The organism is Stenotrophomonas sp. LMG 10879, from assembly GCF_002750935.1.
GTDB classification, from domain to species: Bacteria; Pseudomonadota; Gammaproteobacteria; order Xanthomonadales; family Xanthomonadaceae; genus Stenotrophomonas; species Stenotrophomonas lactitubi_B.
The window spans coordinates 14,509-34,810 of the sequence record NZ_PEJT01000017.1 but is presented as its reverse complement, the minus strand read 5'-3'; the positions used below and the strand labels follow the sequence as shown (position 1 = coordinate 34,810).

The 20,302-nt window shown below is 65.6% G+C and carries 17 protein-coding genes and 7 tRNA genes; 13 read left to right on the top strand and 11 right to left on the bottom strand.

What is annotated here, in order from left to right:
* Positions 1-30: 30 nt before the first annotated feature.
* The 3 genes from CR919_RS19960 to CR919_RS19950 are packed head-to-tail and all read left to right on the top strand — an operon-like array spanning position 31 to position 3,998.
* Positions 31-2,505 carry a TonB-dependent receptor gene (locus tag CR919_RS19960; protein WP_099821501.1) on the top strand — a complete coding sequence of 825 codons (2,475 nt, stop codon included), beginning with the start codon at positions 31-33 and terminating at the stop codon, positions 2,503-2,505.
* Positions 2,492-3,292 carry a ChaN family lipoprotein gene (locus CR919_RS19955; protein WP_099821500.1) on the top strand — a complete coding sequence of 267 codons (801 nt, stop codon included), beginning with the start codon at positions 2,492-2,494 and terminating at the stop codon, positions 3,290-3,292. Before CR919_RS19960 ends, CR919_RS19955 begins: the two co-directional genes overlap by 14 nt.
* Positions 3,285-3,998 carry an energy transducer TonB gene (locus tag CR919_RS19950; protein WP_099821499.1) on the top strand — a complete coding sequence of 238 codons (714 nt, stop codon included), beginning with the start codon at positions 3,285-3,287 and terminating at the stop codon, positions 3,996-3,998. Before CR919_RS19955 ends, CR919_RS19950 begins: the two co-directional genes overlap by 8 nt.
* On the opposite strand, the gene CR919_RS19945 is transcribed toward CR919_RS19950, so the two are convergent.
* The 8 genes from CR919_RS19945 to CR919_RS19910 all read right to left on the bottom strand — a co-directional run bounded on the left by CR919_RS19945 (position 3,995) and on the right by CR919_RS19910 (position 14,006).
* Positions 3,995-4,429: a RidA family protein gene (locus CR919_RS19945; protein ID WP_049464364.1), complete on the bottom strand. Its 435-nt coding sequence runs from the start codon at positions 4,427-4,429 to the stop codon at positions 3,995-3,997. The genes CR919_RS19950 and CR919_RS19945 overlap by 4 nt on opposite strands.
* 114 nt (positions 4,430-4,543) lie before the next feature.
* Positions 4,544-5,446: a cation diffusion facilitator family transporter gene (locus tag CR919_RS19940; RefSeq protein ID WP_099821498.1), complete on the bottom strand. Its 903-nt coding sequence runs from the start codon at positions 5,444-5,446 to the stop codon at positions 4,544-4,546.
* Positions 5,447-5,474: 28 nt separating this feature from the next.
* Positions 5,475-7,763 carry an Orn/Lys/Arg decarboxylase N-terminal domain-containing protein gene (locus CR919_RS19935; protein WP_099821497.1) on the bottom strand — a complete coding sequence of 763 codons (2,289 nt, stop codon included), beginning with the start codon at positions 7,761-7,763 and terminating at the stop codon, positions 5,475-5,477.
* A 20-nt stretch (positions 7,764-7,783) separates the two neighbouring features.
* Positions 7,784-9,136, bottom strand: a complete 1,353-nt coding sequence (gene adiC, locus CR919_RS19930; RefSeq protein WP_099821496.1) for an arginine/agmatine antiporter — start codon at positions 9,134-9,136, stop codon at positions 7,784-7,786.
* 78 nt (positions 9,137-9,214) lie between these two features.
* Positions 9,215-10,657 carry a DcaP family trimeric outer membrane transporter gene (locus CR919_RS19925; protein WP_099821495.1) on the bottom strand — a complete coding sequence of 481 codons (1,443 nt, stop codon included), beginning with the start codon at positions 10,655-10,657 and terminating at the stop codon, positions 9,215-9,217.
* 520 nt (positions 10,658-11,177) lie between these two features.
* Positions 11,178-12,020: a thiol:disulfide interchange protein DsbG gene (gene dsbG / locus CR919_RS19920; protein ID WP_099821494.1), complete on the bottom strand. Its 843-nt coding sequence runs from the start codon at positions 12,018-12,020 to the stop codon at positions 11,178-11,180.
* Between the two features lie 30 nt (positions 12,021-12,050).
* Positions 12,051-12,854, bottom strand: a complete 804-nt coding sequence (locus tag CR919_RS19915) for a TlpA disulfide reductase family protein (RefSeq protein WP_099821493.1) — start codon at positions 12,852-12,854, stop codon at positions 12,051-12,053.
* 84 nt (positions 12,855-12,938) lie between these two features.
* Positions 12,939-14,006: a helix-turn-helix domain-containing protein gene (locus tag CR919_RS19910; RefSeq protein ID WP_099821492.1), complete on the bottom strand. Its 1,068-nt coding sequence runs from the start codon at positions 14,004-14,006 to the stop codon at positions 12,939-12,941.
* Between the two features lie 183 nt (positions 14,007-14,189).
* Between CR919_RS19910 and CR919_RS19905 the strand changes: the two genes are divergently transcribed.
* The 7 genes from CR919_RS19905 (at position 14,190) to CR919_RS19875 (ending at position 15,566) form a co-directional block, all read left to right on the top strand.
* Positions 14,190-14,588, top strand: coding sequence for a heavy metal-responsive transcriptional regulator (locus tag CR919_RS19905; RefSeq protein ID WP_099821491.1), 399 nt, complete (start codon positions 14,190-14,192; stop codon positions 14,586-14,588).
* Between the two features lie 144 nt (positions 14,589-14,732).
* Positions 14,733-14,808, top strand: a tRNA-Ala gene (locus tag CR919_RS19900).
* A gap of 53 nt (positions 14,809-14,861) precedes the next feature.
* Positions 14,862-14,937, top strand: a tRNA-Glu gene (locus CR919_RS19895).
* Between the two features lie 183 nt (positions 14,938-15,120).
* Positions 15,121-15,196 (top strand) — tRNA-Ala (locus CR919_RS19890).
* 49 nt (positions 15,197-15,245) lie between these two features.
* Positions 15,246-15,321 (top strand) — tRNA-Glu (locus CR919_RS19885).
* 44 nt (positions 15,322-15,365) lie between these two features.
* Positions 15,366-15,441, top strand: a tRNA-Ala gene (locus tag CR919_RS19880).
* A 49-nt stretch (positions 15,442-15,490) separates the two neighbouring features.
* A tRNA-Glu gene (locus tag CR919_RS19875) sits at positions 15,491-15,566 on the top strand.
* Positions 15,567-15,629: 63 nt separating this feature from the next.
* On the opposite strand, the gene CR919_RS21140 is transcribed toward CR919_RS19875, so the two are convergent.
* The gene (locus tag CR919_RS21140; protein WP_133119648.1) at positions 15,630-16,046 is read right to left on the bottom strand and encodes a GNAT family N-acetyltransferase; all 417 of its coding nucleotides are present in this window, start codon (positions 16,044-16,046) and stop codon (positions 15,630-15,632) included.
* A 78-nt stretch (positions 16,047-16,124) separates the two neighbouring features.
* Between CR919_RS21140 and CR919_RS19870 the strand changes: the two genes are divergently transcribed.
* Positions 16,125-17,081, top strand: coding sequence for an SOS response-associated peptidase family protein (locus CR919_RS19870; RefSeq protein WP_165787295.1), 957 nt, complete (start codon positions 16,125-16,127; stop codon positions 17,079-17,081).
* 9 nt (positions 17,082-17,090) lie between these two features.
* On the opposite strand, the gene CR919_RS19865 is transcribed toward CR919_RS19870, so the two are convergent.
* The gene (locus CR919_RS19865) at positions 17,091-17,471 is read right to left on the bottom strand and encodes a response regulator (protein ID WP_099821489.1); all 381 of its coding nucleotides are present in this window, start codon (positions 17,469-17,471) and stop codon (positions 17,091-17,093) included.
* A 139-nt stretch (positions 17,472-17,610) separates the two neighbouring features.
* Between CR919_RS19865 and CR919_RS19860 the strand changes: the two genes are divergently transcribed.
* Both CR919_RS19860 and CR919_RS19855 read left to right on the top strand, forming a co-directional pair.
* Positions 17,611-17,696, top strand: a tRNA-Leu gene (locus CR919_RS19860).
* Between the two features lie 81 nt (positions 17,697-17,777).
* Positions 17,778-18,344, top strand: coding sequence for a GNAT family protein (locus CR919_RS19855; RefSeq protein WP_099821488.1), 567 nt, complete (start codon positions 17,778-17,780; stop codon positions 18,342-18,344).
* An 18-nt stretch (positions 18,345-18,362) separates the two neighbouring features.
* On the opposite strand, the gene CR919_RS19850 is transcribed toward CR919_RS19855, so the two are convergent.
* Positions 18,363-20,198, bottom strand: coding sequence for a methyl-accepting chemotaxis protein (locus tag CR919_RS19850; protein ID WP_099821487.1), 1,836 nt, complete (start codon positions 20,196-20,198; stop codon positions 18,363-18,365).
* Between the last annotated feature and the right edge of the window lie 104 nt (positions 20,199-20,302).

Sequence of the window (20,302 nt, the reverse complement as noted above, 5' to 3'; positions counted from 1 at the left end):
GACGCACTGCGTCACTCCCTGGAGCCCTCGATGCTGTCCCACCGCCCCCTTGTTCTTGCGCTGTCTCTTGCCTGCGCCGGTATCACCCCCGTGCTTGCGGCCAACGCGCAGGCGCAGACCAGCGCAACCCGCCGCTACGATATTCCCGCCCAGCCGCTGGTCACCGCGCTGGACGCCTACAGCCGCCTCAGCGGCGTGGATCTGGTGATCGGCCGTGCCCTGCCGGCCAAGCAGAGCGCACCCGCGCTGCAGGGTGACTTCGACGACAGCCAGGCATTGGCACGGCTGCTGGCCGGCAGCGGCCTGCGCGCGCGCTTCATCGATGCCCGCCGTGCCACCCTCGAACCGGCGCCAGCCAACACCGGCGACGGCAGCCGCCAGACCGGCCCGCTGCGCGTGCAGGGGCGCACGGTCCATGCCATTGCACCGGGCTCGGGTGCCAGCCAGTACATTCCGGCCACGCAGGATGGCTTCGCGCCGAAGATCGGCAGCGAACGGGTCGCCATGGCCGAACGCCAGGACGGCAACAGCCTGCTGCGCTCGATGCCCGGCACGCACAGCTTCCACTCGCGCAGCCAGCCTGGCCTGCAGGTCAACATCCGCGGCATGGCCGGCGCAGGCCGGGTCAACACCATGATCGACGGCGTCACCCAGACCTTCCGCAACAACGCCGGCCATGGCTCGGGCGGTCCGTTCGCCTACGTGGATCCGTTCCTGCTGGCAGGCGTCGACGTTCAGCGCGGCGCGGTCAGCGGTGGCGAGGGTGCCGGCACGCTGGCCGGCAGTGCCAACTTCCGCACCCTGGACATCGAAGACCTGATCACCGACGGCCGCGACTGGGGCCTGCGTGCAGGCTACCGGCATGGCAACAACGGCTATGGCAGCGGACGTACCTTCGCTGGCGCCTGGCGCCACAGCGAAGATGGTGGCGATCGCCAGTTCGGCCTGTTGGCCGCCGCCAGCAGCAGCCGCAGCAGTGAATACGCCACGTCCCGTGGCCAGAAAAACAGCGCCGACCCCGGCAGCCAGCAGCCCAGCAGCTGGCTGCTGAAGGCGCGCCTGCAGCCCAGCGACCAGCATCGGCTCGACCTGAGCCACATGCGTTATGAAAACGACTTCTACCACAACTATCCCTGGCAGATTTCCGCCCGCAACCAGCGCGCCAGCTACCACTACACGCCCTACTCGCCGTGGATCGACCTGCGCGCCAGCTTCGCCGCCAACAAGACCCGGCTGTTCTATCCGCCGGTGGAAGATTCCAGCTACATCGGCCGGCGTACCCACAGCAGCCTGAGCAGCTGGACCGTGGACAACACCAGCCGTTTCGACATCGGCGCCGTACAGGCTCGCTGGAACACCGGCATCAAGCACCAGTCGGACATCTTCGTTGCTGATACCCCGACCCTGCGTGGTGCCAACCCACAAGGGCGCAGCCAACTCGACAGCGCATTCACCACGCTGGAGCTGCAGTACGACATCTACGCGCTGTCGGCGGGCCTGCGCCAGGACCGCTACAACATCCGCGGCCACGTCCCCACCTGTTCGGATGTGCCTGGGCAATGCCTGGAGATCGGCGGCGGTGGCATCGACGTCGATCGCACCCAGCATGCGCTCAGCCCCAGCCTCTCGCTGTCGGTGCAGGCCACCGACTGGCTGCAGCTGTTTGCCGAAGTCTCGCGCACCTCGCGGCCGCCGCGCGTGCAGGAAATGTTCTTCGAGAAGATCCCGCTGGAAGGGATGAGCGATGCCGACGGCGTCGGCGCCAACCCCTTCCTGCGCCGCGAACGTTCGCGCAACCTGCAGTTCGGCGCCAACCTCAGCGCCAGCTCGCTGCTGGTCGACGGCGACCTGGCGCAGCTGCGCCTGACCCGCTTCGACAACCGCATCCGCGACTACATCAAGCCGCAGTACCTGCTGATCGTGCACCCGCCGGAAGTCGAACCGTTCGTGGTGCCGATCGACAGCGACCCGCAGCTCAACGCGTGGACCGACAGCCTGGACGTGGACGACTTCAGCACCACCACGCGCTGGATGAACCATCCCGGCGTGGTGCGCATGCGCGGCCTGGAACTGGAAGCGCACTACGCCAGCGAGCACTACCACGCCACCCTCAGCTGGACCCGCTCGCGCACCAGCGCGCCAGCGATCGAATTCGTCAACCTGGAAGACATCACCGCCCTGCCCGATCGCTACTGGACGCTGGATGTCGGTGGCCGCTGGTGGCAGCAGCGCGTGCAGGCAGGGGTGCGCGCCGAGTACTCCGGCCCCACCGAAGAAGGCTACGACTTCTTCCAGACCCGCAAGACCGGCGGCACCGGCGTGCTGCTGGATTTCTACGCCAGCTTCAAGCCGCAGGCCAACACCACGCTGTGGCTGAACATCGAAAACCTGCAGAACAAGGCCTATGACAACAATGCCTCGATCGACAGCATCTTCAGCCCGATCCTGGACCGCGGCAACGGCCGTGGCCGTACCGTCTCGGTGGGCGTCAATGTGGCGTTCTAGCCGGCGCTGGCTGGCGCTGGGCCTGATCGCGCTGGCGGCGGCAGCCGGCGCGCAGCCGATGCCCGGCAAGGTGATCGATCTGGCCAGTGGCAAGGCACTGGATCAGGCCGCGTTCGTGCAGCGGGTTGCCGCTGCCGAGCGCGTGCTGCTCGGCGAGCGTCACGATATCGATGCCGACCATGCCGCCGAACGTTGGCTGCTGCAGGCATTGCAGCAGCGGCGTCCGCAGGGTGCACTGGTGCTGGAGATGATCGCCAGCGAACGCCAGCCACGACTGCAGCGTGTGCAGCGCTGGCTGGACAAGGGCCACCGGGCAGAATCGCAGCGCCTGGCCGAACTGCTGGACTGGGATTCCCGCTGGCCATGGACACGCTATGGCGGACTGGTACAGATCGCCATCGAGAGCGGCATCCGTCTGCAGGGCAGCAACCTGTCGCGCGCTGACGTCAATACGCTGCTGGCATCATCGCCCAAGGTGGTGTTCCCGGCCGACGGCGCGCGGCAGCGGTTGTCAGCAGTGGTGCTGGCCCAGCACGCCGACGCCGCGCCCATGCTCGATGGCATGCTTGCCGTCCAGCACGCGCGCGACACGCGGATGGCTCAGTCGTTGATGCAGTCGCCGGCCCCTGCCCTGCTGGTCGCCGGCCGCTGGCATGTGCTGCGTGGCACCGGCGTACCCGGCTATCTGCCAGCCTCTGTGCCAGCGCTGGTGATCGCGCTGGCATCGGCCGACGAAGATGTGGCGGGCGACGACGCCGACCTGATGTGGGTGGTCGGCGATGAGTGAGCGTCGGCAGCACTGGCACGCGGTGATGATCAGCATCGGACTGCACCTGCTGCCGTTGCTGCTGTTCGTCCATTGGGTGTCCACTCCGCCGATGCCGCCGCCGCCAGAACAGGACGTGCGCATCAGCCTGCGCCTGCTGGCACCGGCCACGCCACCGCAGCCGGTGGAAGAACTGCAGTCCGAACGCCCCAGCCAGGCGCAGCAATCGCGGGCAGCCGAAGCGCGGAAAACACCCCCGCCACCGCGGGCCACGGCGGCACCCGAAGGCAACCTCGCCGCCAGCGAGAAGAATGGCGACGGCCACCAGCCTTTGCCCGTGGCCCCGCCTGCGGCCGCGACCGATGCCCGTTCCGCACCGGCATCGATCACGGCCGCACCGCCCGCCCCGGACGCACCACCGGCAGACTTCCAGGCCGGCGCCGCCAGCGACCAGTGGGAAGCCCGCCTGATGGCGCGGCTGGAGCGTTACCGCTACTACCCCGCCGTAGCGAGGTCGCGGCGCCAGCAGGGCACCGCATGGGTCAGGGCCAGCATCAGCCGCGACGGCCACCTGCTGGCATTGCGCCTGGAGCAGTCCAGCGGACAGCCGATGCTGGATGAAAGCGCGCTGCAGACATTCCGCCGCGCGCAACCGCTACCGCGGATTCCAGACGAACTGCCGGCTCCGCAGGAACTGGTGGTGCCGGTGGAGTACTACCTGCGCTAGGCGCTGTAGGCCTCGGCCTCGATCTCGAACAGCATTCCGTCCAACGCCAGCCGCGGCACCGGAATCAGCGTGCAGGTCGGTGCCGGGCGATTGGCCCAGCGCCGCCGCACCTGGCGGGCGATGATGCCCAGGCGATCCTCATCGTGGTCGACCACCAGGATCCGCAGTCGCGCAACATCGGTCAGGTCCGCATGGGCCGAGCGCAGCGCGGTCTGCAGATTGTCCAGTGCCTGCGACACCTGCTCCTCGAAGCTGGGCGACAGGTTTCCCTGGTCGTCTTCGCCGCCCTGCCCAGCGATGTGGATCACACGCGCCGGCAGCCGTACCACCGCCACATGCGAATATCCGTTGGCACTGGGATCGTGCAGGCCGGGGGGATCGAACAGGTCCAGCAGGCCATGGCTGAAGTCCGGAGTGGTCAGCAGGTTCATACCGCATGCCTCGTGGGGAATGCGAGGCAGTCTGCGACCTCAACTGCTGTTGAGGTCAAACCCATTGCATGCAACAGAGCGGTGCACCGCACGCAACGATCGGCTGCAACAACATCACGTCCACGCCGGGTCCGCGGTGAAATCGATCGTCAGCCAGAACGTGCTGCTTCGCGCGTCCATCCGCACCGCGATCTCATCGCGCATCGCATCCACCTCACCCACCGTGCCCAGCGGGGTCGATGGCGAGGTCAGGATGTGGATCTCGATGAACCGCATCCGCCCCATCTTCGCCACATGGCTGGTGAAGCCGGCATAGCCATGCTCGGCCACGAACGCCTGCATCACCTGCTGCACGCGCTCGTCCAGGTCATCGGGTGCCACCTGCAGTACTTCCCGCATGGCCTTCCACGCACTACGCGCCGGCACCGGCAACACCGCCAGGCTGATCAACGCCAGCACCATCGAATCCAGATACGGCACCCAGTGGTGCCACTGCCCACCGTGCAACGCCAGCGCCAACACGAAGGCCAGCACCACCGCCAGGCTCATCAGTCCACCCAGCAGCCAGCCCCGCACATCCAGCCACAGCAATGCTGACTGCAGCCTGCGCGCACGCTGCGCCACGAATACGGCCATGCCCAGGTTGCTGGCACTCAGCAGCGCCGCCCACCACAGCGCGGGCCCGAACTTCACTTCGTGCCCGCCGGTGGTCAATCCAATCACCGCGTTGGCCAGCGCGTACACGCAGGCCAGCGACAGGATCACTCCGCCCAGCGCCTCGACCATCGGCTCCAGGTGCCAATAGCCGTACTGGAAGCGCGGGCTGTGTTCCCGCGCCACCAGCCGCAGCACCGACAACGACACCAGGGTCAGGGCTACGTCAACCAGGCTGTAGATGCCGTCGAACAGGATGGCCTGCGATCCCACCAGCAGGCCACCGATGAAGCCGACCGCGCTGACCGCCACGGTGACCCCGATCGAGAACTTCAGGATGCGTTGCTCGCGCGCGGTATCCATCGTTCGCCGAAGGGCCGACCGTACCGGCTCAGGCCTTCAGCACCTCCACCTTGTAGGACGGCACGTCGCCATCGCGCTCGATGATAAGGCCATGCACGTCCGACTCGAAGCCAGGGAAGCGCGCGTTCTGCTCACGGGCGATGCGCAGCGACTGGATGATCGGCTCGTCGCGGTCGCCGAAGCGCTCGCCCGGCATGATCGTCGGAATGCCCGGCGGGTACGGCACCAGCATCGTCGCAGCGATACGGCCGCTGATCTGCTCGATGTCGACCCGCTCGATCTCACCCTTCACCAGGTGGTTGTAGGCGTCGGCCGGGGTCATCACCGGGGTCGGCAGGTCCACGTACATCTCACGCATCACCTTGGCCACCGCGAACTCCTGGTTGAACGCATGCAGTGCGTCACACAGGTCACGCAGGCCCCAGCCGGCATAGGCATGGGGGTAGTCGGCGGCCAGCGACGGCAACGCCTGGCTCAGCGGCGCGTTGCGGTCGTACAGCTCCTTGAACGCCATCAGTTCGGTGACCAGCGTGCTCCACTTGCCCTTGGTGATGCCCATCGAGAACAGGAACAGCACCGAGTACAGGTTGGTCTTCTCCACGGTAATGCCGCGGCCCCACAGGAACTTGCTCAGCACCGCACCCGGGATGCCCAGCTTGCCCATGCTGCCGTCCATCGAAAGGCCCGGCGTCAGCAGGGTCACCTTGATCGGATCGATCAGCACATAGTCGTCGACCAGGTTCTCGAAGCCGTGCCAATGCGCATCGGGCTGCAGGTACCACTCCTCGCGCTTGGCGACCAGCGGCGCCGGCGTATCGCCCTTGTCCAGGCTGCGCTCGACCTGTGTCGGCTGCCATACGCTGAACCACCAGTCATCGCGACCCAGATCATCGCGCACGTGCAGCATGGCCCGGCGGAAGGCAATCGACTCGTCATGCATTTCCTGCACCAGCGAACGACCGGCATCACCCTCCATCATCTTCGAGGCCACATCGCACGCGGCGATCACCCCGTAGTGCGGGCTGGTCGAGGTGTGCATCATGAACGCTTCGTTGAAGCGCTCGGCATCCAGGTCGCGGCTGGCCGAATTGCGCACATGGATCATCGAGGCCTGCGAGAACGCCGCCAGCAGCTTGTGGGTGGAGTGCGTGGTGAAGATGATCGCATCCTGCTCACGCGGCTTGCCCTTGGCCATGCCGTAGTGGTTCTCGTAGAACGGATGGAACGCGGCATAGGCATACCAGGCTTCATCGAAATGCAGGAAGTCGACCGCGCTGCCGATCTCATCGGCGATCTTCTCAGCGTTGTAGCACAGGCCATCGTAGGTCGAGTTGGTCACCACCGCGATGCGCGGCTTGGAGCCGGCATGGTAGGCCTGGCTGGCCAGCGGATTGGCGGCGATGCGCTGCTGCAGCGCCTCCGGGGTGAACTGATCCAGGCTGATCGGGCCGATGATGCCGTGTGCATTGCGGCTGGGCGTGAAGTACACCGGCACCGCGCCGGTCATGATCAGCGAATGCAGCAGCGACTTGTGGCAGTTGCGGTCGACGAACACTACGTCGCCGCGAGCCACGGTGCCGTGCCACACGATCTTGTTGGCCGTCGACGTACCGTTGGTGACGAAGAAGGTGTGGTCGGCACCGAAGTTGCGCGCAGCCTCGTTCTCGGCGTCCTTGATCGGGCCGGTGTGGTCCAGCAGCGAGCCCAGCTCCGGCACCGAAATCGACAGATCGCTGCGCAGCGTGTTCTCACCATAGAACTGGTGGAAGGCACGCCCGACCGGCGACTTGGTGAAGGCCACGCCGCCGGCATGGCCAGGCGTATGCCAGGAATAGTTCGACTCGGCGGCGTGATGGATCAGCGCCTTGAAGAACGGCGGCAGCAGGTTCTGCATGTAGTCTTCTGCCGCACGCATCACCTGCCGCGAGATGAAGCTCTTGGTGTCTTCAAACAGGAAGATGAAGCCGTGGATGTACTTGAGCAGCTTGCTCGGCACCTTTTCGATAGTGCGCCGCTCGCCATACAGGAACACTGGAAGATTGGCGCGGCGCGCACTCTGCTCGCGCAGGAAGGCGGTCAGGCGCTGGAATTCGCCATCGACCTCCTCGCTGCCGTCGATCGAGATCAGCACCGCCGAAGCGGCCACGTAGGTACGGGCGCCGGCACGGGCATCATCCAGGTTCAGGCCGCACAGCACGCGCTGGTCATTGCTGCGCAGCTCTTCCACCAGCGCACGGATGAGGATGCCGCCGATGCGCGGCGAATCGTAGTCACCATCAATGACGATGACCGGATAATCCAGGGACTTGAAATACACGTTGATTCTCCTTGTCTAACTCAGGAACGCTGCGCGCCGGCCGAAATCGCCGCCGCCTCGCGGGAGCGCTGCCGCTGCTGACGACGCTCCTCGCTGAAGAAGGGATAGAACACAGTGATGAACAGCACGAACAGGAAGGCGTACTGCACGATCGTTCCCGACGAGCCATAGATCGCCCACAGGCAGTACACGACCGTCAGGCTGGTGAGGGTCCAGAACGCACCGGTGTGCACCAGCGTGTGCGAACGTTCCACCACGAAATAGCAGGCCACGCACGAGTAGATGTACGGCAGCAGCGTCAGCACCACCGCTGCCGAGGTGATCACGTCGAACTGGGCCGAGGCGGTCTTCGAGGTGGAGGTCACCAGCACCGCCAGGGTCATCAGCACGGCCACGATCAGCACGCCCTTGACCGGCACGTCGTCCTTGTTGGTCTTGCTGAAGATGCTCGGGAACAGGCCATCATCGGACGCTGCCTTGGCGCTCTGCGCGGTCAGCAGGATCCAGCCGCCCAGCGAGCCGGCGGCGCCGACGAAGGCACACAGGCTGACCAGCGCACCACCCCAACCGCCGACGGCCTTGGCCGCTGCCAGTGCGAACGGCGCGTCGGAGGTCTGCAGTTCACCGTTGGGCACCATGCCCATGATCACCGACGAGCTGGCGATGTAGGCGATGGCGGCCAGGAACACACCGGCCAGGGTGGCGCGGGCCACGTTCTTCTCCGGATTCTCGACCACACCGGCGGTCACCGACGCCGACTCCACGCCGATGAACGCCCACAGGGTGAGTGCCGCCGCGCTGGAGATCGCACCGAAGTTGGACTCACCGGACACGTTGTAGGCGCCCTTGAAGATGTCGGCATCGAAGAAGAACCAGCCGAAGATGGCGATGCCCAGGATCGGCACCAGCGCGAAGCTGGTGGTGACCGTCTGCACGCGGCTGACGAATGCTGGCCCGATCATGTTGGCAAAGCTCAGCGCCCACACCAGGATCAGCACCGCGATGCAGCGCACCAGCGGCTCGGACAGGATCGGGAAGAAATAGCTGAAGTAGCCCACCGCCGCGATCGGGATGGCCACGTTGCCGATCCAGTTGGCGAACCAGTAGATGGTGTTGGTCTGGAAGCCCATGTAAGGACCGAACCAGTCGCGCGCATACGCATACGGGCCGCCTGCCTTGGGTGCCAGCTTGCCGAGCTTGGCGAACACGAACGCCAGCAGCAGCGCACCGGCGGTGGTGATCAGCCAACCCCATATCGAGGCGGTACCGATCTTGGCCAGGCTGGAGGGCAGCAGGAACACCCCTGAGCCCATCATGTTGCCGGCGACGAGGAAGGTGGCTCCGACCACCCCGATTTTCTTTGCTTCTGCCATGACAATCTCCTGTACCTGGCATGGGCCCGGTGAACCCGGGCGTGGGGAATGGCTACGCTGGCGTGCTGCCGCTGGCGCCTACTTGATGAAGTTGTATTGCAGGCTGCCCTGCACCCGGACCGTGTCGCCGCGCGCTCCGCCCTGCTGCTGCAGGCGCCCGTACAGCAGCTCCATGCCCATCGTCCACGACGGTGCCGGGCTCCAGATCAGGTTGAACACGCCGTAGCGGCTTTGCCGGAATGCATCGGTCGGCAGCGCCGCATTGCGCTCCAGGGTCAGCTGGCCGTAGATCAGGTTCGAGCGCCACAGATCCGACCAGTAATGGGTGTAGCCGACGAAGCCACCGTGCAGGTCCAGCGCATCGATGCGTCCATCGGCACCTACCACGGCGTCCAGTCCGGAGCCGGTGAGGTCGGCGGTGTAGCGGCTCAGGCCGCGGCCGCCCAACGCGCCGAACAGCAGCAGATCGCGTTCCCCCACCGAGGCCGAGCCACTGAGCTGCGCGCCACCGGCAAAGACGCGGTCACGACGGGCATCGCCGTCGTAGGCCAGATTGCGCGCCACGACGCCCAGCTGCAGGTGGCCCCAGTCGCGCTCCATGCGCGCGATGGCGCTCACATCCGGCAGTCGATTGACTGCCGCCATCGCATCGCTGGCGCCAGCCAGCTCGGTGTCCGGGTCTTCGGCGGCCAGCGTCAGGGTGTTGCCCTTGCCCAGCGCAAAGCTGTGATGGATGCCGGCCACCAGCAGGTAGCCGGCGCCGCCGGGGCCCGCAAAATCCAGCGTGTCGGGCAGGCTGTCCGGATCCATGAAACTGGAATAGCCATAGCCCGCGTAGGTGTTGCCGAGTTGGCCATAGGCGTGGCGCAGGCGGAATTCATAGCCATCGCTGCTGCCGAAGAAATCATTTTCCAGATAGAAGCGCAGGTTGCCGTGCGTGGTCGGCCGCCGCGCCTCGAAGCTGAAACGCGTCTGCTTGGCGTGGATGTTGAAGTTCGAAACATCCCGATGGTTGCCGCCCACCGGCATCGACGAAGGAATGAACTGATCCTCGTCCCCTGCCCCGCGCGAATCCGCAATCGCATCGAGCTTGGCATAGCCGCCAATGCGGATCACGGTGTCGGTGCCGGGAATGGCGAAGAAGCCTTTCAGGTCCGGATCGGTGGGGCCAGCGGCGCTGTCTGGACGCGAGGCTGCCGTTGAAGGATCGGCCACCGATTCACGCTGTGGCAGCACAGGCTGCGCGACGCCAGGCACCTGGGTGGGGTGAAGGATCCCACTGGTGGTTGGCACATTCAGGGTCGACTGCGCTGCAGCGGGCATCGGCGACGACGCGGCAACGGGGGCCGCAGCTGCATGCTCTTCGCGCCGTTCAAGCTGGTCCAGACGCTGCTGCATGCCTTCCAGCGTCTGCCGCATCGCGTCGATCTCGCGACGCAACGCCTGCGCATCGTCCTGAGCATGCAGCGGCATCGCTGCCATCGCCGTCAGACACCCCAGACTCAGTACCGCCAAGCGCATTGCATCCTCCCTGGACTGAAACTCCCGCTGTGCGGCCGTACAACGCGCGTGCGCCATCCCGACCTCAACGAGCCGTTGCTGGAAATGCAGGTACTGCGTGGACGACCGTTGCCAGCCTGCACGTTGCAGGCAACAGGGCAATGACACTGTCCCGATTGCCAACACTGCGCCGGAGTCGCTCCCACTGCAGCAGTGCTGCCGAAGGGGTGGCGACCGCAGGCGTCTGGGTAACAAGCGCTGGGTGAGAGTGTCGTGAATGGCGTTGCGCGCACGTCCTCTCGAGGGCGTGTCGTATGCGGCATCCATAGCGCAGTGACGCTGTATTCCATGCGCCAAGGCTAGTGCGACTGTCGTTTTTGGCCTTGATTGGGATCAAAGCGAAATGCTTGATGTCAGTCACGATTCAGACGTGACATCTGTTCACGACGTGCGCAGCCCTCATCGCCGCGACTGTCGCAGAAAGCAACAGGCCCGCACGTTGCCATGCGGGCCTGTTGCTCAGTACAGCATGTCGGAGGTCTCAGCGCGGGCCGAGTACCGCCTGCAGATCGTTGCCCTGCGGAAGGCCGGCACGTCGCTGCACCTGGCCCTGCGCATCCTGGAATAGGATGCCCGGCGTACCCTGGAAGCCCATCTCCACCATCAGCACCTGGTTGGCATCCAGCTTGCCAGCGATCTCCCGGCTGATGCTGGGCAGCGGCTTGATGCCACCTCGATCGAACTGATGCTCGTTTTCCAGCAGTGCCGCACTGGGATCGCGTGCGGCCATGATCGCCGCCGCCTTGGCCGGGCTGTCCTCACGGATCACGCCGACCATGATGTGGCGCAACTGCACCTTTCCTGCGTCCACCCAAGGGCGTGCCGCCTCCCAGAACTTGTGGCAGTAAGGGCAGTTGGCATCACTGAAGGTGTACACCACGCGTGGCGCATCGGCCTTGCCGTCACGTACCCAGGCGCTGGCCTCAAGCTTGCTCCACATCTTGGCCGACATCGGCGCGGCAACCAGCTTCTCCAGCGTCTCGGCTGCAACTTCGTTGCCCTCGGCGTCGAACAGGCTGCCCACCAGCACATGCTTGCCATCGGCGGTCACGTAAGCCGCCGCCGGCTGCTGGCCGCCGACCATGCCGGCAAAGCCGCGCAGGCCACCCGGCGCATCGAATTCGGAGACCACCTCGAAGCCATGCTTCTCGATGCCCTTCAGGACAGCCGGCAGCTCGCCCTTCCTGGCGGCGGCCGATGCCGAAGCCGTTGCCGGTGCAGCGGCATCCTTGCCCCTCGGGGTCTGTGCCTGGCTGCAGGCAGCCAGCGCCAGCATGGCCGGCAGCATCAGCGTATGCGCGATGCGCGGGGAAATCGACAACATGGAAACTCCGTAGTGGGATGCCAGCGCAGGCTACCGCAGCCGGCGCAGTTTGTGTTCAAGACCTGCCTGGGTCAGTTCGCCGAGATGCAGTTCCTGCAACCGCCCCTGCGCATCGAAGAACAACGTGGAAGGAAAAGCCCGGACGTCCAGCGTGGTCGAGGCAGCCGAAGCCTCATCCAGCAGGACATTACCCAGCACGATGTGTTCAGCGGCAAGAAAGGTCTGGACCTCTCCAAGGGTCTCGCCCTGGTTGAGGAAGACGAACTGGATGTCAGCATGCTTCTGCTGGGCCGTCGCCAGCACCGGCATCTCGCGGCGGCACGGACCACACCAGCTGGCCCACAGATTCAGCACCAGCGGCTTGCCATGAAACTGCTGCAGGTCAATCGCCCTGCCCTGCAGGTCGGCCACCTGCAGTGTGGGCAGTGGCATCTGCTGGGCCTGCCAGTATGCGAGCCCCTGGCTTGCCCCGCCCCACAACAACAACCCAACCAGCGCACTTGCCAGCACCGGCGCCCGCAACGGGCGCTGCCTGCGCAGCCGCCACAGCGCCCAGGCAAATCCAGCGCCAACGACAACGGGCAGGTGGTACCCGCCATCGGCAATCTGCAGCACGCTCCAGGGAGCTTCACGATAGAGGCTGAAGTGCGCTGCGACAAAGGACAGCCGGCCACACAGCAGACCCACCAGCAAAATGTCCAGCACCATTCCGGCCGCGGGTGGCCGGGCTGGACCAGGCTTCCCACGCGACCAGATCCGCGCAATGGCCATGGCCAGCAGCAGGAAGATCAGGATCAACACCACCGGCATCGGCACCGGTCCAACACTCGACATCAGTTCACCCGCTCTCGCCGCACAGATCTGCATGGTCAAAGCGTCGTGCCCGCGATGCAAGCACGACGCATTCAACCTCGTTGCTCAAGCGGCGCTGCGACCCAGCTGCGTGCCCGGCGAGGCGCGCAGCCCCCGCAGGCTGCCGGCCACGGCAGGCGTCAACGGACGATCGCGGCGCTTGCTGCTGACGTGGCGACGATAGTTGGCGGGCGTCATGCCGACAATGCGCAGGAACAGCCGACGGAATGCACTCTGATCGGCGTAACCCACACCCCAGGCCACTTCATCGATGCTGGCGCCCTGCTGCAGCAACGTCTGCGCCTTGGCCACGCGCAGCCGCTGGCAGTACTCGATGGGCCGCAGCCCGGTCGCCTTCAGGAAACGACGCTGCAGGGTCCGCGGTTCCAATCCGGCGATCTCACAGATCGCCCCCAGCGTGGCCCCACGTGCAGCCGTGGTATGCAACCAGCGCTGTGCCTTCAGCACGTCACGGTCGCCGTGGGCGAAGTTGGCACTGAATCGCTCCAGATCCTGCTGGATGCCGACCGGCACCACGATGCCCAACTGCTGGGCCACCGCGCTGGCCACGCCCTGGCCGTGCAGCCGGTACAGCAGGCGCAAGCCAAGGAAGCGCCAGGCCTGGGCGCCGCCCACGGTCAGCAGATCGCCATCATCAACCAGCGCCCGCTCACTGGGCGCCCAACTGCCGACCTGCACCTGCAGCGCCGGATGGCGGTTGAGGTCAGGGCCCGATACCGTGCGCCCGGTCAGCAGACCGGCCCGCGCCAGCACACTGACCCCGTCACCGGCGGCGGCCAGCAGGCTGCCGCCGTCGTAGTGGGCCCGCAACCAATCCAGCAGGACGTCCTCGGCACGCACCGACGTGCTGGAACTGACCTGCCCCGGCAAGGCGATCACCGCAGGAATGGCCGCGTCCAGCATCTCGGCACCGGCAATGCGATGCACGCCGGTATTGCTGGCGGGTACGATCCAGCGGGTCACCAGCACCCGCTTGCAGGGCCGCCGTTGCTGCTGCGCCAGGCGATTGGCGACGTGCGCCATTTCGGCGAGCACCGATGCAGCCGACGGGTCGCCTCCGGGGTATTCAACCACCGCAACCTCGACGAATCCCTCGTTCCTGATTCCCTCCACTCCCCACCTCCTCTTCCGGTTCAGGCCGTCGAGCGGCCAGTTCAGGCGCAGGGTAGGAACTGCTTTGCCCCGGGGGCTATGAAGAAAGTTGCAAAGTGTGCTGAATGGGCGACGCGGGCAAAGCCTTGACTCTTGACCAGAGTCCAGGGATGACTATGCGCGGCAGGTCCCAAGGAGTCCGCCGTGAACATTGGTCAATTGGCACGCCAGGCCGGCGTCCCCATCGACACCGTCCGCTACTACGAACGTCAGCAGCTTCTGCCCACCGCAGCGCGCTCGGCAGGTGGCTACCGCATCTTCAGCGAGCAGGACCTGCGACGTCTGCGCTTCATCCGCCGGGCAAAAGCGTTGGGCTTCAGTCTCGATGAGATCGGTGAACTGCTTTCCCTCAGTGACCATCCTCCGCAGGACATGGGCAGCGTGCGTGACACCGCGCGGGTACGCCTGCAGGACATCGAACTGCGGATGGCCGAACTGCAGCGCATGCATGGCGCCCTCTCCCAACTGGTCGATGCCTGTCCCGGACATGGCGCGCTCGACCAGTGCCCGATCCTGGCCGCGCTGACCGGCGAAGAGCGCTGAGCCTCTCGCTTCAGCATCGACAGCTGTGCTGCGCGGCATGCGGAAAACGCAGCGGCCTCATTGCGCGCGCTACGTGAAGAAAAGTGCAACAAAGCGCTTGCCAACCCCCGGGGGCACAGCTATTATTTCGCTCCTCAGCGACGTGGGGCCATAGCTCAGCTGGGAGAGCGCCTGCATGGCATGCAGGAGGTCAGCGGTTCGATCCCGCTTGGCTCCACCATACTTTCGGCATTAGGCCGTCGAAAGGTCGCAAAGAACATTGATGAGATCTGCGTCCCCATCGTCTAGAGGCCTAGGACATCACCCTTTCACGGTGGCGACCGGGGTTCGAATCCCCGTGGGGACGCCACTCATCATGAACAACGAGGACCCGGCCGATAACCGGGTTTTTTTTGTTCACCGCCCACCGGCATTCAGGTTGTGGCGTCGGAACGCTTGCTGCCCTTGTGGCAATGAACGATTCGATGAAAAAGCTTCAAAAAAAGCTTCCACAAATGTGAACAGGCAGGTATGATAGGCGGCTCGGTAACACGGGGCCATAGCTCAGCTGGGAGAGCGCCTGCATGGCATGCAGGAGGTCAGCGGTTCGATCCCGCTTGGCTCCACCACTTTCGACATTAGGCCGTCGAGAGTTCTACAACTTGAAGTTTTTCGTGCGTCCCCATCGTCTAGAGGCCTAGGACATCACCCTTTCACGGTGGCGACCGGGGTTCGAATCCCCGTGGGGACGCCAGTTTCAAAGAGGACCCTGCTCCCAGCAGGAATCCGACGTTTCATGGGGCCATAGCTCAGCTGGGAGAGCGCCTGCATGGCATGCAGGAGGTCAGCGGTTCGATCCCGCTTGGCTCCACCACTTTCGGCATTAGGCCGTCGAAAGTTCTACAACTTGAAGTTTTTCGTGCGTCCCCATCGTCTAGAGGCCTAGGACATCACCCTTTCACGGTGGCGACCGGGGTTCGAATCCCCGTGGGGACGCCAATCTTTGAAACCCCGGCTTCGGCCGGGGTTTTTCTTTGCCTGCGGTTCTCCGGTAACCGCAGCTCAGAACCGGCGATACATGCCGATCGAGGCGGGCGCGGTCGGCGCAAAGCCAAACTGCGCATACAGCCGATGCGCTTCGCCATCGGCCAACAGGCTCACATACGCCGACGGCGGCAGGTTGCCCTGCATCCAGTCGCCCAGGCGCTGCATCACCGCCTTGCCCAGGCCCTGACCCTGCAGACGGGGCAGCACGGCGATATCGCAGACCTGCAGGTGGCAACCGCCATCGCCGATGATCCGGCCCATCGCTACCAGCTCGCTGCCCTGGTAGGCACAGACGCCGAAGACGGTGTTGGGCAATGCCCCCGTCGCCGCCTCATGCGTCTTTGCGCTGAGACCGGCCAATGCGCGCAGCTGGCAGTAGTCCTCGACCGTCGGCACCGCCTCGCGGAACTGGATCGTCTCTGGATCGTTCATGCAACGTCTCCTGGAAGGTCGGGCTATCCTGCCGCATCCACGTCGCAGCCGCTGCGACCCATCTTCCGGCAGAGTCCCATGTGCTATTCCGCCCTGATCCGCGCCGACTACGCCAAGCTGGTGCGCGAGTTCGGCGCCGTCCTCTCCCTGGAGGAATTCGCCGAACTGTATGCGCATGATCCCGGCAAGAAACGGCCGAAGACGCCGAAAGCCATGGACGATGGATTTGCAGGCGCGCGCACCGAGCTGGGACGCGACATCGTGGCGAAGATCCAGCAATGGCATGCACAGGAGCGGCAGCAGCTGCAGGCCGAACTGGAACGGCAGCTTGAACGTCGCGACATCGCCAATGCGACCCTGGCCACCCGACCCACGCAGAAGGCGCGCAATGACCTGCGCGTTGCCGGCAACCGCATCGACCGCGCGCAGGCACGGCTGGACGACCTGCACCGGGAACAGTTGCTGCCACGTGACAATCGTATTTTCCCCGGCACCTACGCACCGGTGATGGTCAGCGAGAATGGCCGGCGCGTGATCAAGCCCATGCGCTATCAATGCCGGCTGCCGGACAAGCCTGTGCGCAACGATGTGCTCTACCCGGGCACCTACAATGCGCGGCGGGACAGCCTGGAGGGCTATTGGCGCGGCGCCTTCGGGCTGCGCCACGGCGTGGTGGTGGTACAGGCCTTCTACGAGCACGTACCTCGCCATGCCATCGCCGGCCGCAGCTTGCACAACGACGAGAAGGCACAGGATGTGGTGCTGGAATTCCGCCCCGACCCGCCGCGCGACCTGCTGCTGGCCTGCCTGTGGGCGGAATGGGACGGCCCGGAAGGACGCCTGCTGTCTTTCGCCACCATCACCGATGGACCGTCAATCGATGTCGCCGCTGCCGGCCATGATCGGGGTGTACTGCCGATCCGCGCCGAGCACCTGGACGCATGGCTCACCCCGGACCCGGACAACCTGGCGGCGCAGTACGCCATCCTCGACGACCGCGAGGAGATCCGTTACGTCTACGAGGAAGCCGCCTGAGCGGCTGGATCAGGCGTTGGCGCTGGAACGCCCCACGGCGCGGACCAAGGCCTTGGACAGTTCCGCCGACAGATAGGGCTTGATCAGCAGCACACCGGATTGCATCGCCACTGGCAGTTGTTCAGCGGCCATGCCAGTGGCGAGCACGAACGGCACGCCACGCGCGGCCAGCGCCGTAGCAACCGGTTCGCTGGTCTCGTTGTGGGCCAAGCGGTAATCCAGCAGGGCCACGTCAGGGGCGGCCTCTTCCAGCAGGCGCAGTGCCTCGGCAACGGACGCGGCCAGGCCGACGACCAGAGCACCGGACTGCACCAGCTGCATCTGCAGCAGGGCCGCACTCATCTCGTCGTTTTCAACTACCAGCACCCGCAGGTCCTGCAACGCTGACATAGGCTATCGCTCCCGTGCCTGTTAAGCCTCGCCAGTATAGCCAGCCACCGGCCGATACCGACAATTGAACGCCATTTCAGCTCCGTCCGTCCGCACCTCTATGAACGCCCGCCGGGCTCGGGTACACTAGCCCGCTACTGCCGGTGTGGCGGAATGGTATACGCAGCTGACTCAAAATCAGCCGGGGGTGACCCCATGAAGGTTCGAGTCCTTTCACCGGCACCACGATCAGAGGCCAGGTCCACGACCTGGCCTTTGTCGTTTCCGGTCTTGCCCTGCCCGACCGGCGCCGCCGACACTGCAGCGATGGCATTGCACTCCACTCCCATCCTTCCCCTCGCACTCCCGGCGCATCTGCGCGAACTGGCCCTGCAGGACGCGGTCGCCTGGTCGAGCTATCTGTCGCTGCCGGGCGCGGTCGAGCACACCAGTTGGGGCGATGTCTCTGTAGCGGCTCTGCAGCGGCAGATCGTCGACCATGCGCGCAACGCACGATGCCGCCGTTGGGCCATCCTCGACAGCGACGACCAGCTGCTCGGTACCGTCGGCCTCAACGACATCGACATCGAGCACCGCCGCGCCGAACTGGCCTACGACCTGTCCCCTGCCCACCAGGGACGCGGGCTGGCGACCGAAGCTGCGCGCGCGGTCATCGCCTGGGCGCATATCGCACTGGGTTGCATACGCATCCAGGCCACCGTGCTCGACAGCAACCTGCGATCCATTGCCGTGCTCGAACGCGTAGGCATGCAACGCGAGGGATTGCTGCGGTCCTATCGCCATGTCCGTGGGCAGCCGCGCGACTTTTGGATGTATGCGCACACTCACCCGCAGCTGCATGGCGGCCAGGGCGACGACCGCGCCGCCCCATAGGCCGCGCGCGTCTGCGCCCTACACCACCCGCAGCGCCGGCGCATGCACGCCATGGCCATGCCCCGCCCCCGCGTGCACACGGAACCCCGCCACCGTCTGCAACAGCTGCGACGACTGCTCCTCCATGCTGCACGCAGCCGCTGAGGCCTCTTCCACCAGCGCTGCATTCTGCTGCGTGCCCTGGTCGATCAGATCCACCGCGTGGTTCATCTGCTGGATGTCGTCGCTCTGCTGCTGCGCAGCGGCACTGATCTCGGTCATCAGGTCACTGACCCGGCGCACGTCGACCACGATCTCGTCCATGGTCCGCCCTGCGCTCTCGACCTGCGCCGTTCCGGCGCCGACGTTGGCAACCGACGCATCGATCAGCTGCTTGATTTCCTTCGCCGCACCCGCCGAGCGCTGCGAGAGCTCGCGGATCTCGGTGGCGACCACGGCGAAACCACGACCATGCTCACCGGCACGCGCCGCTTCCACGGCCGCGTTCAGCGCCAGGATATTGGTCTGGAACGCAATGCCGTCGATCACCCCGATGATGTCGACGATGCGACGGGACGAGGCATTGATCACCGCCATCGTCGAGACCACTTCATGCACCACTTGGCCACCGCGTGCGGCCACGTCGGCGGCGCCGCCGGCCAGTTGGCTTGCCTGGCGCGCGTTGGTGGCGGTGCGCTGCACGGTCTCGGCCAGCCCCTTCATCGACACCGCGGTTTCTTCCAGCGATGCCGCCTGCTGCTCGGTGCGCTGGGACAGGTCGTTGTTGCCTTCGGCGATTTCGCTCGCACCCACCGCAATGGTGTCCGCGGCGAACTTGATCTGGCCGATGATCCCGGCCATCGCTTCGACCAGCGCGTTGACGCCGCCGCACAGTTCGGCGATCGGGCCGCTCTTGTCGGCCATGGCGATGCTCCGGGTCAGGTCGCCTTCCTTTGCCGACGCCACCACCTCGCGCGTCTGCGCCACCGCGCGCTGCATGGCCTGGCTCTCATGCACCTGTGCGGTGATGTCGGTGGCGTACTTGACGACCTTGAACGGCCGTCCGCCGGCATCGAGGATCGGGTTGTACGACGCCTGGATCCATACTTCGCGGCCACCTTTGCCCAGCCGCCGGTACTGGCCTGCGTCGTACTCGCCGGAGCCGAGCTTTTCCCAGAACCGGCGATACTCGACACTGGCCCGGTAGTCGGGCTCGACGAACAGCGAATGATGCTGGCCGCGCACTTCTTCCAGCGTATAGCCGGTGGCAGCCAGGAAGTTCGCATTGGCCGCCAGGATGCGGCCATCCATGCTGAACTCGATCACCGCCTGCGATTTGTCGATGGCGGCCAGCTGTCCCGCCGACTCGGCCGCCTGCTGCTTCTGCGCCGTGATGTCGGTCGCGAACTTGACCACCTTGTAGGGCCGCCCGTGCTGGTCAAGCACCGGGTTGTAGGAGGCCTGGATCCAGATCTCGCGCCCCCCTTTGCCGAAGCGCCGATACTGGCCTGCATCGAATTCACCGCGGCCCAGCCGCGCCCAGAAGTCGCGGTATCCGCTACTGCGCGCGTGCTCGGGATCGACGAACAGGGAGTGATGCCGGCCCTGGATCTCATCCAGGCGATAGCCCACTGCCTGCAGGAAGTTGTCATTGGCCTGCAGGATGGTGCCGTCGAGGGCGAACTCGATGACCGCCTGCACCCGATGCAGTGCGGCAACCTGGGCCTCAAGCTCGACGTGCCGCCGATGCTGCTCGGCCACCTCCGTGGCGCGGCGCTGCCTGCCCAACACCCCCTGCAGCGCGCGCAGGGGAGACCAACGGGTGAGCACTTCGGCCGGCGCCTGAGCACCTTCCATGGAGCCTGAAATAAGCATCGTCTGATCCTCGGTGTCCGGGTAGCGGTTGCGACCCGCCGGGCGGGATGCCCGGCGGCAACTTCGATTGCCTGGGACGTGCAGACGCCAACGGGCGTCACTCG

Coding starts and splice junctions, on each gene's coding strand:
- CR919_RS19960 (WP_099821501.1), top strand. CDS start 31: ATGCTGTCCCACCGCCCCCTTGTTCTTGCGCTGTCTCTTGCCTGCGCC.
- CR919_RS19955 (WP_099821500.1), top strand. CDS start 2,492: ATGTGGCGTTCTAGCCGGCGCTGGCTGGCGCTGGGCCTGATCGCGCTG.
- CR919_RS19950 (WP_099821499.1), top strand. CDS start 3,285: ATGAGTGAGCGTCGGCAGCACTGGCACGCGGTGATGATCAGCATCGGA.
- CR919_RS19945 (WP_049464364.1), bottom strand. CDS start 4,429: ATGAACCTGCTGACCACTCCGGACTTCAGCCATGGCCTGCTGGACCTG.
- CR919_RS19940 (WP_099821498.1), bottom strand. CDS start 5,446: ATGGATACCGCGCGCGAGCAACGCATCCTGAAGTTCTCGATCGGGGTC.
- adiC (WP_099821496.1), bottom strand. CDS start 9,136: ATGGCAGAAGCAAAGAAAATCGGGGTGGTCGGAGCCACCTTCCTCGTC.
- CR919_RS19925 (WP_099821495.1), bottom strand. CDS start 10,657: ATGCGCTTGGCGGTACTGAGTCTGGGGTGTCTGACGGCGATGGCAGCG.
- dsbG (WP_099821494.1), bottom strand. CDS start 12,020: ATGTTGTCGATTTCCCCGCGCATCGCGCATACGCTGATGCTGCCGGCC.
- CR919_RS19915 (WP_099821493.1), bottom strand. CDS start 12,854: ATGTCGAGTGTTGGACCGGTGCCGATGCCGGTGGTGTTGATCCTGATC.
- CR919_RS21140 (WP_133119648.1), bottom strand. CDS start 16,046: ATGAACGATCCAGAGACGATCCAGTTCCGCGAGGCGGTGCCGACGGTC.
- CR919_RS19870 (WP_165787295.1), top strand. CDS start 16,125: ATGTGCTATTCCGCCCTGATCCGCGCCGACTACGCCAAGCTGGTGCGC.
- CR919_RS19865 (WP_099821489.1), bottom strand. CDS start 17,471: ATGTCAGCGTTGCAGGACCTGCGGGTGCTGGTAGTTGAAAACGACGAG.
- CR919_RS19855 (WP_099821488.1), top strand. CDS start 17,778: ATGGCATTGCACTCCACTCCCATCCTTCCCCTCGCACTCCCGGCGCAT.
- CR919_RS19850 (WP_099821487.1), bottom strand. CDS start 20,198: ATGCTTATTTCAGGCTCCATGGAAGGTGCTCAGGCGCCGGCCGAAGTG.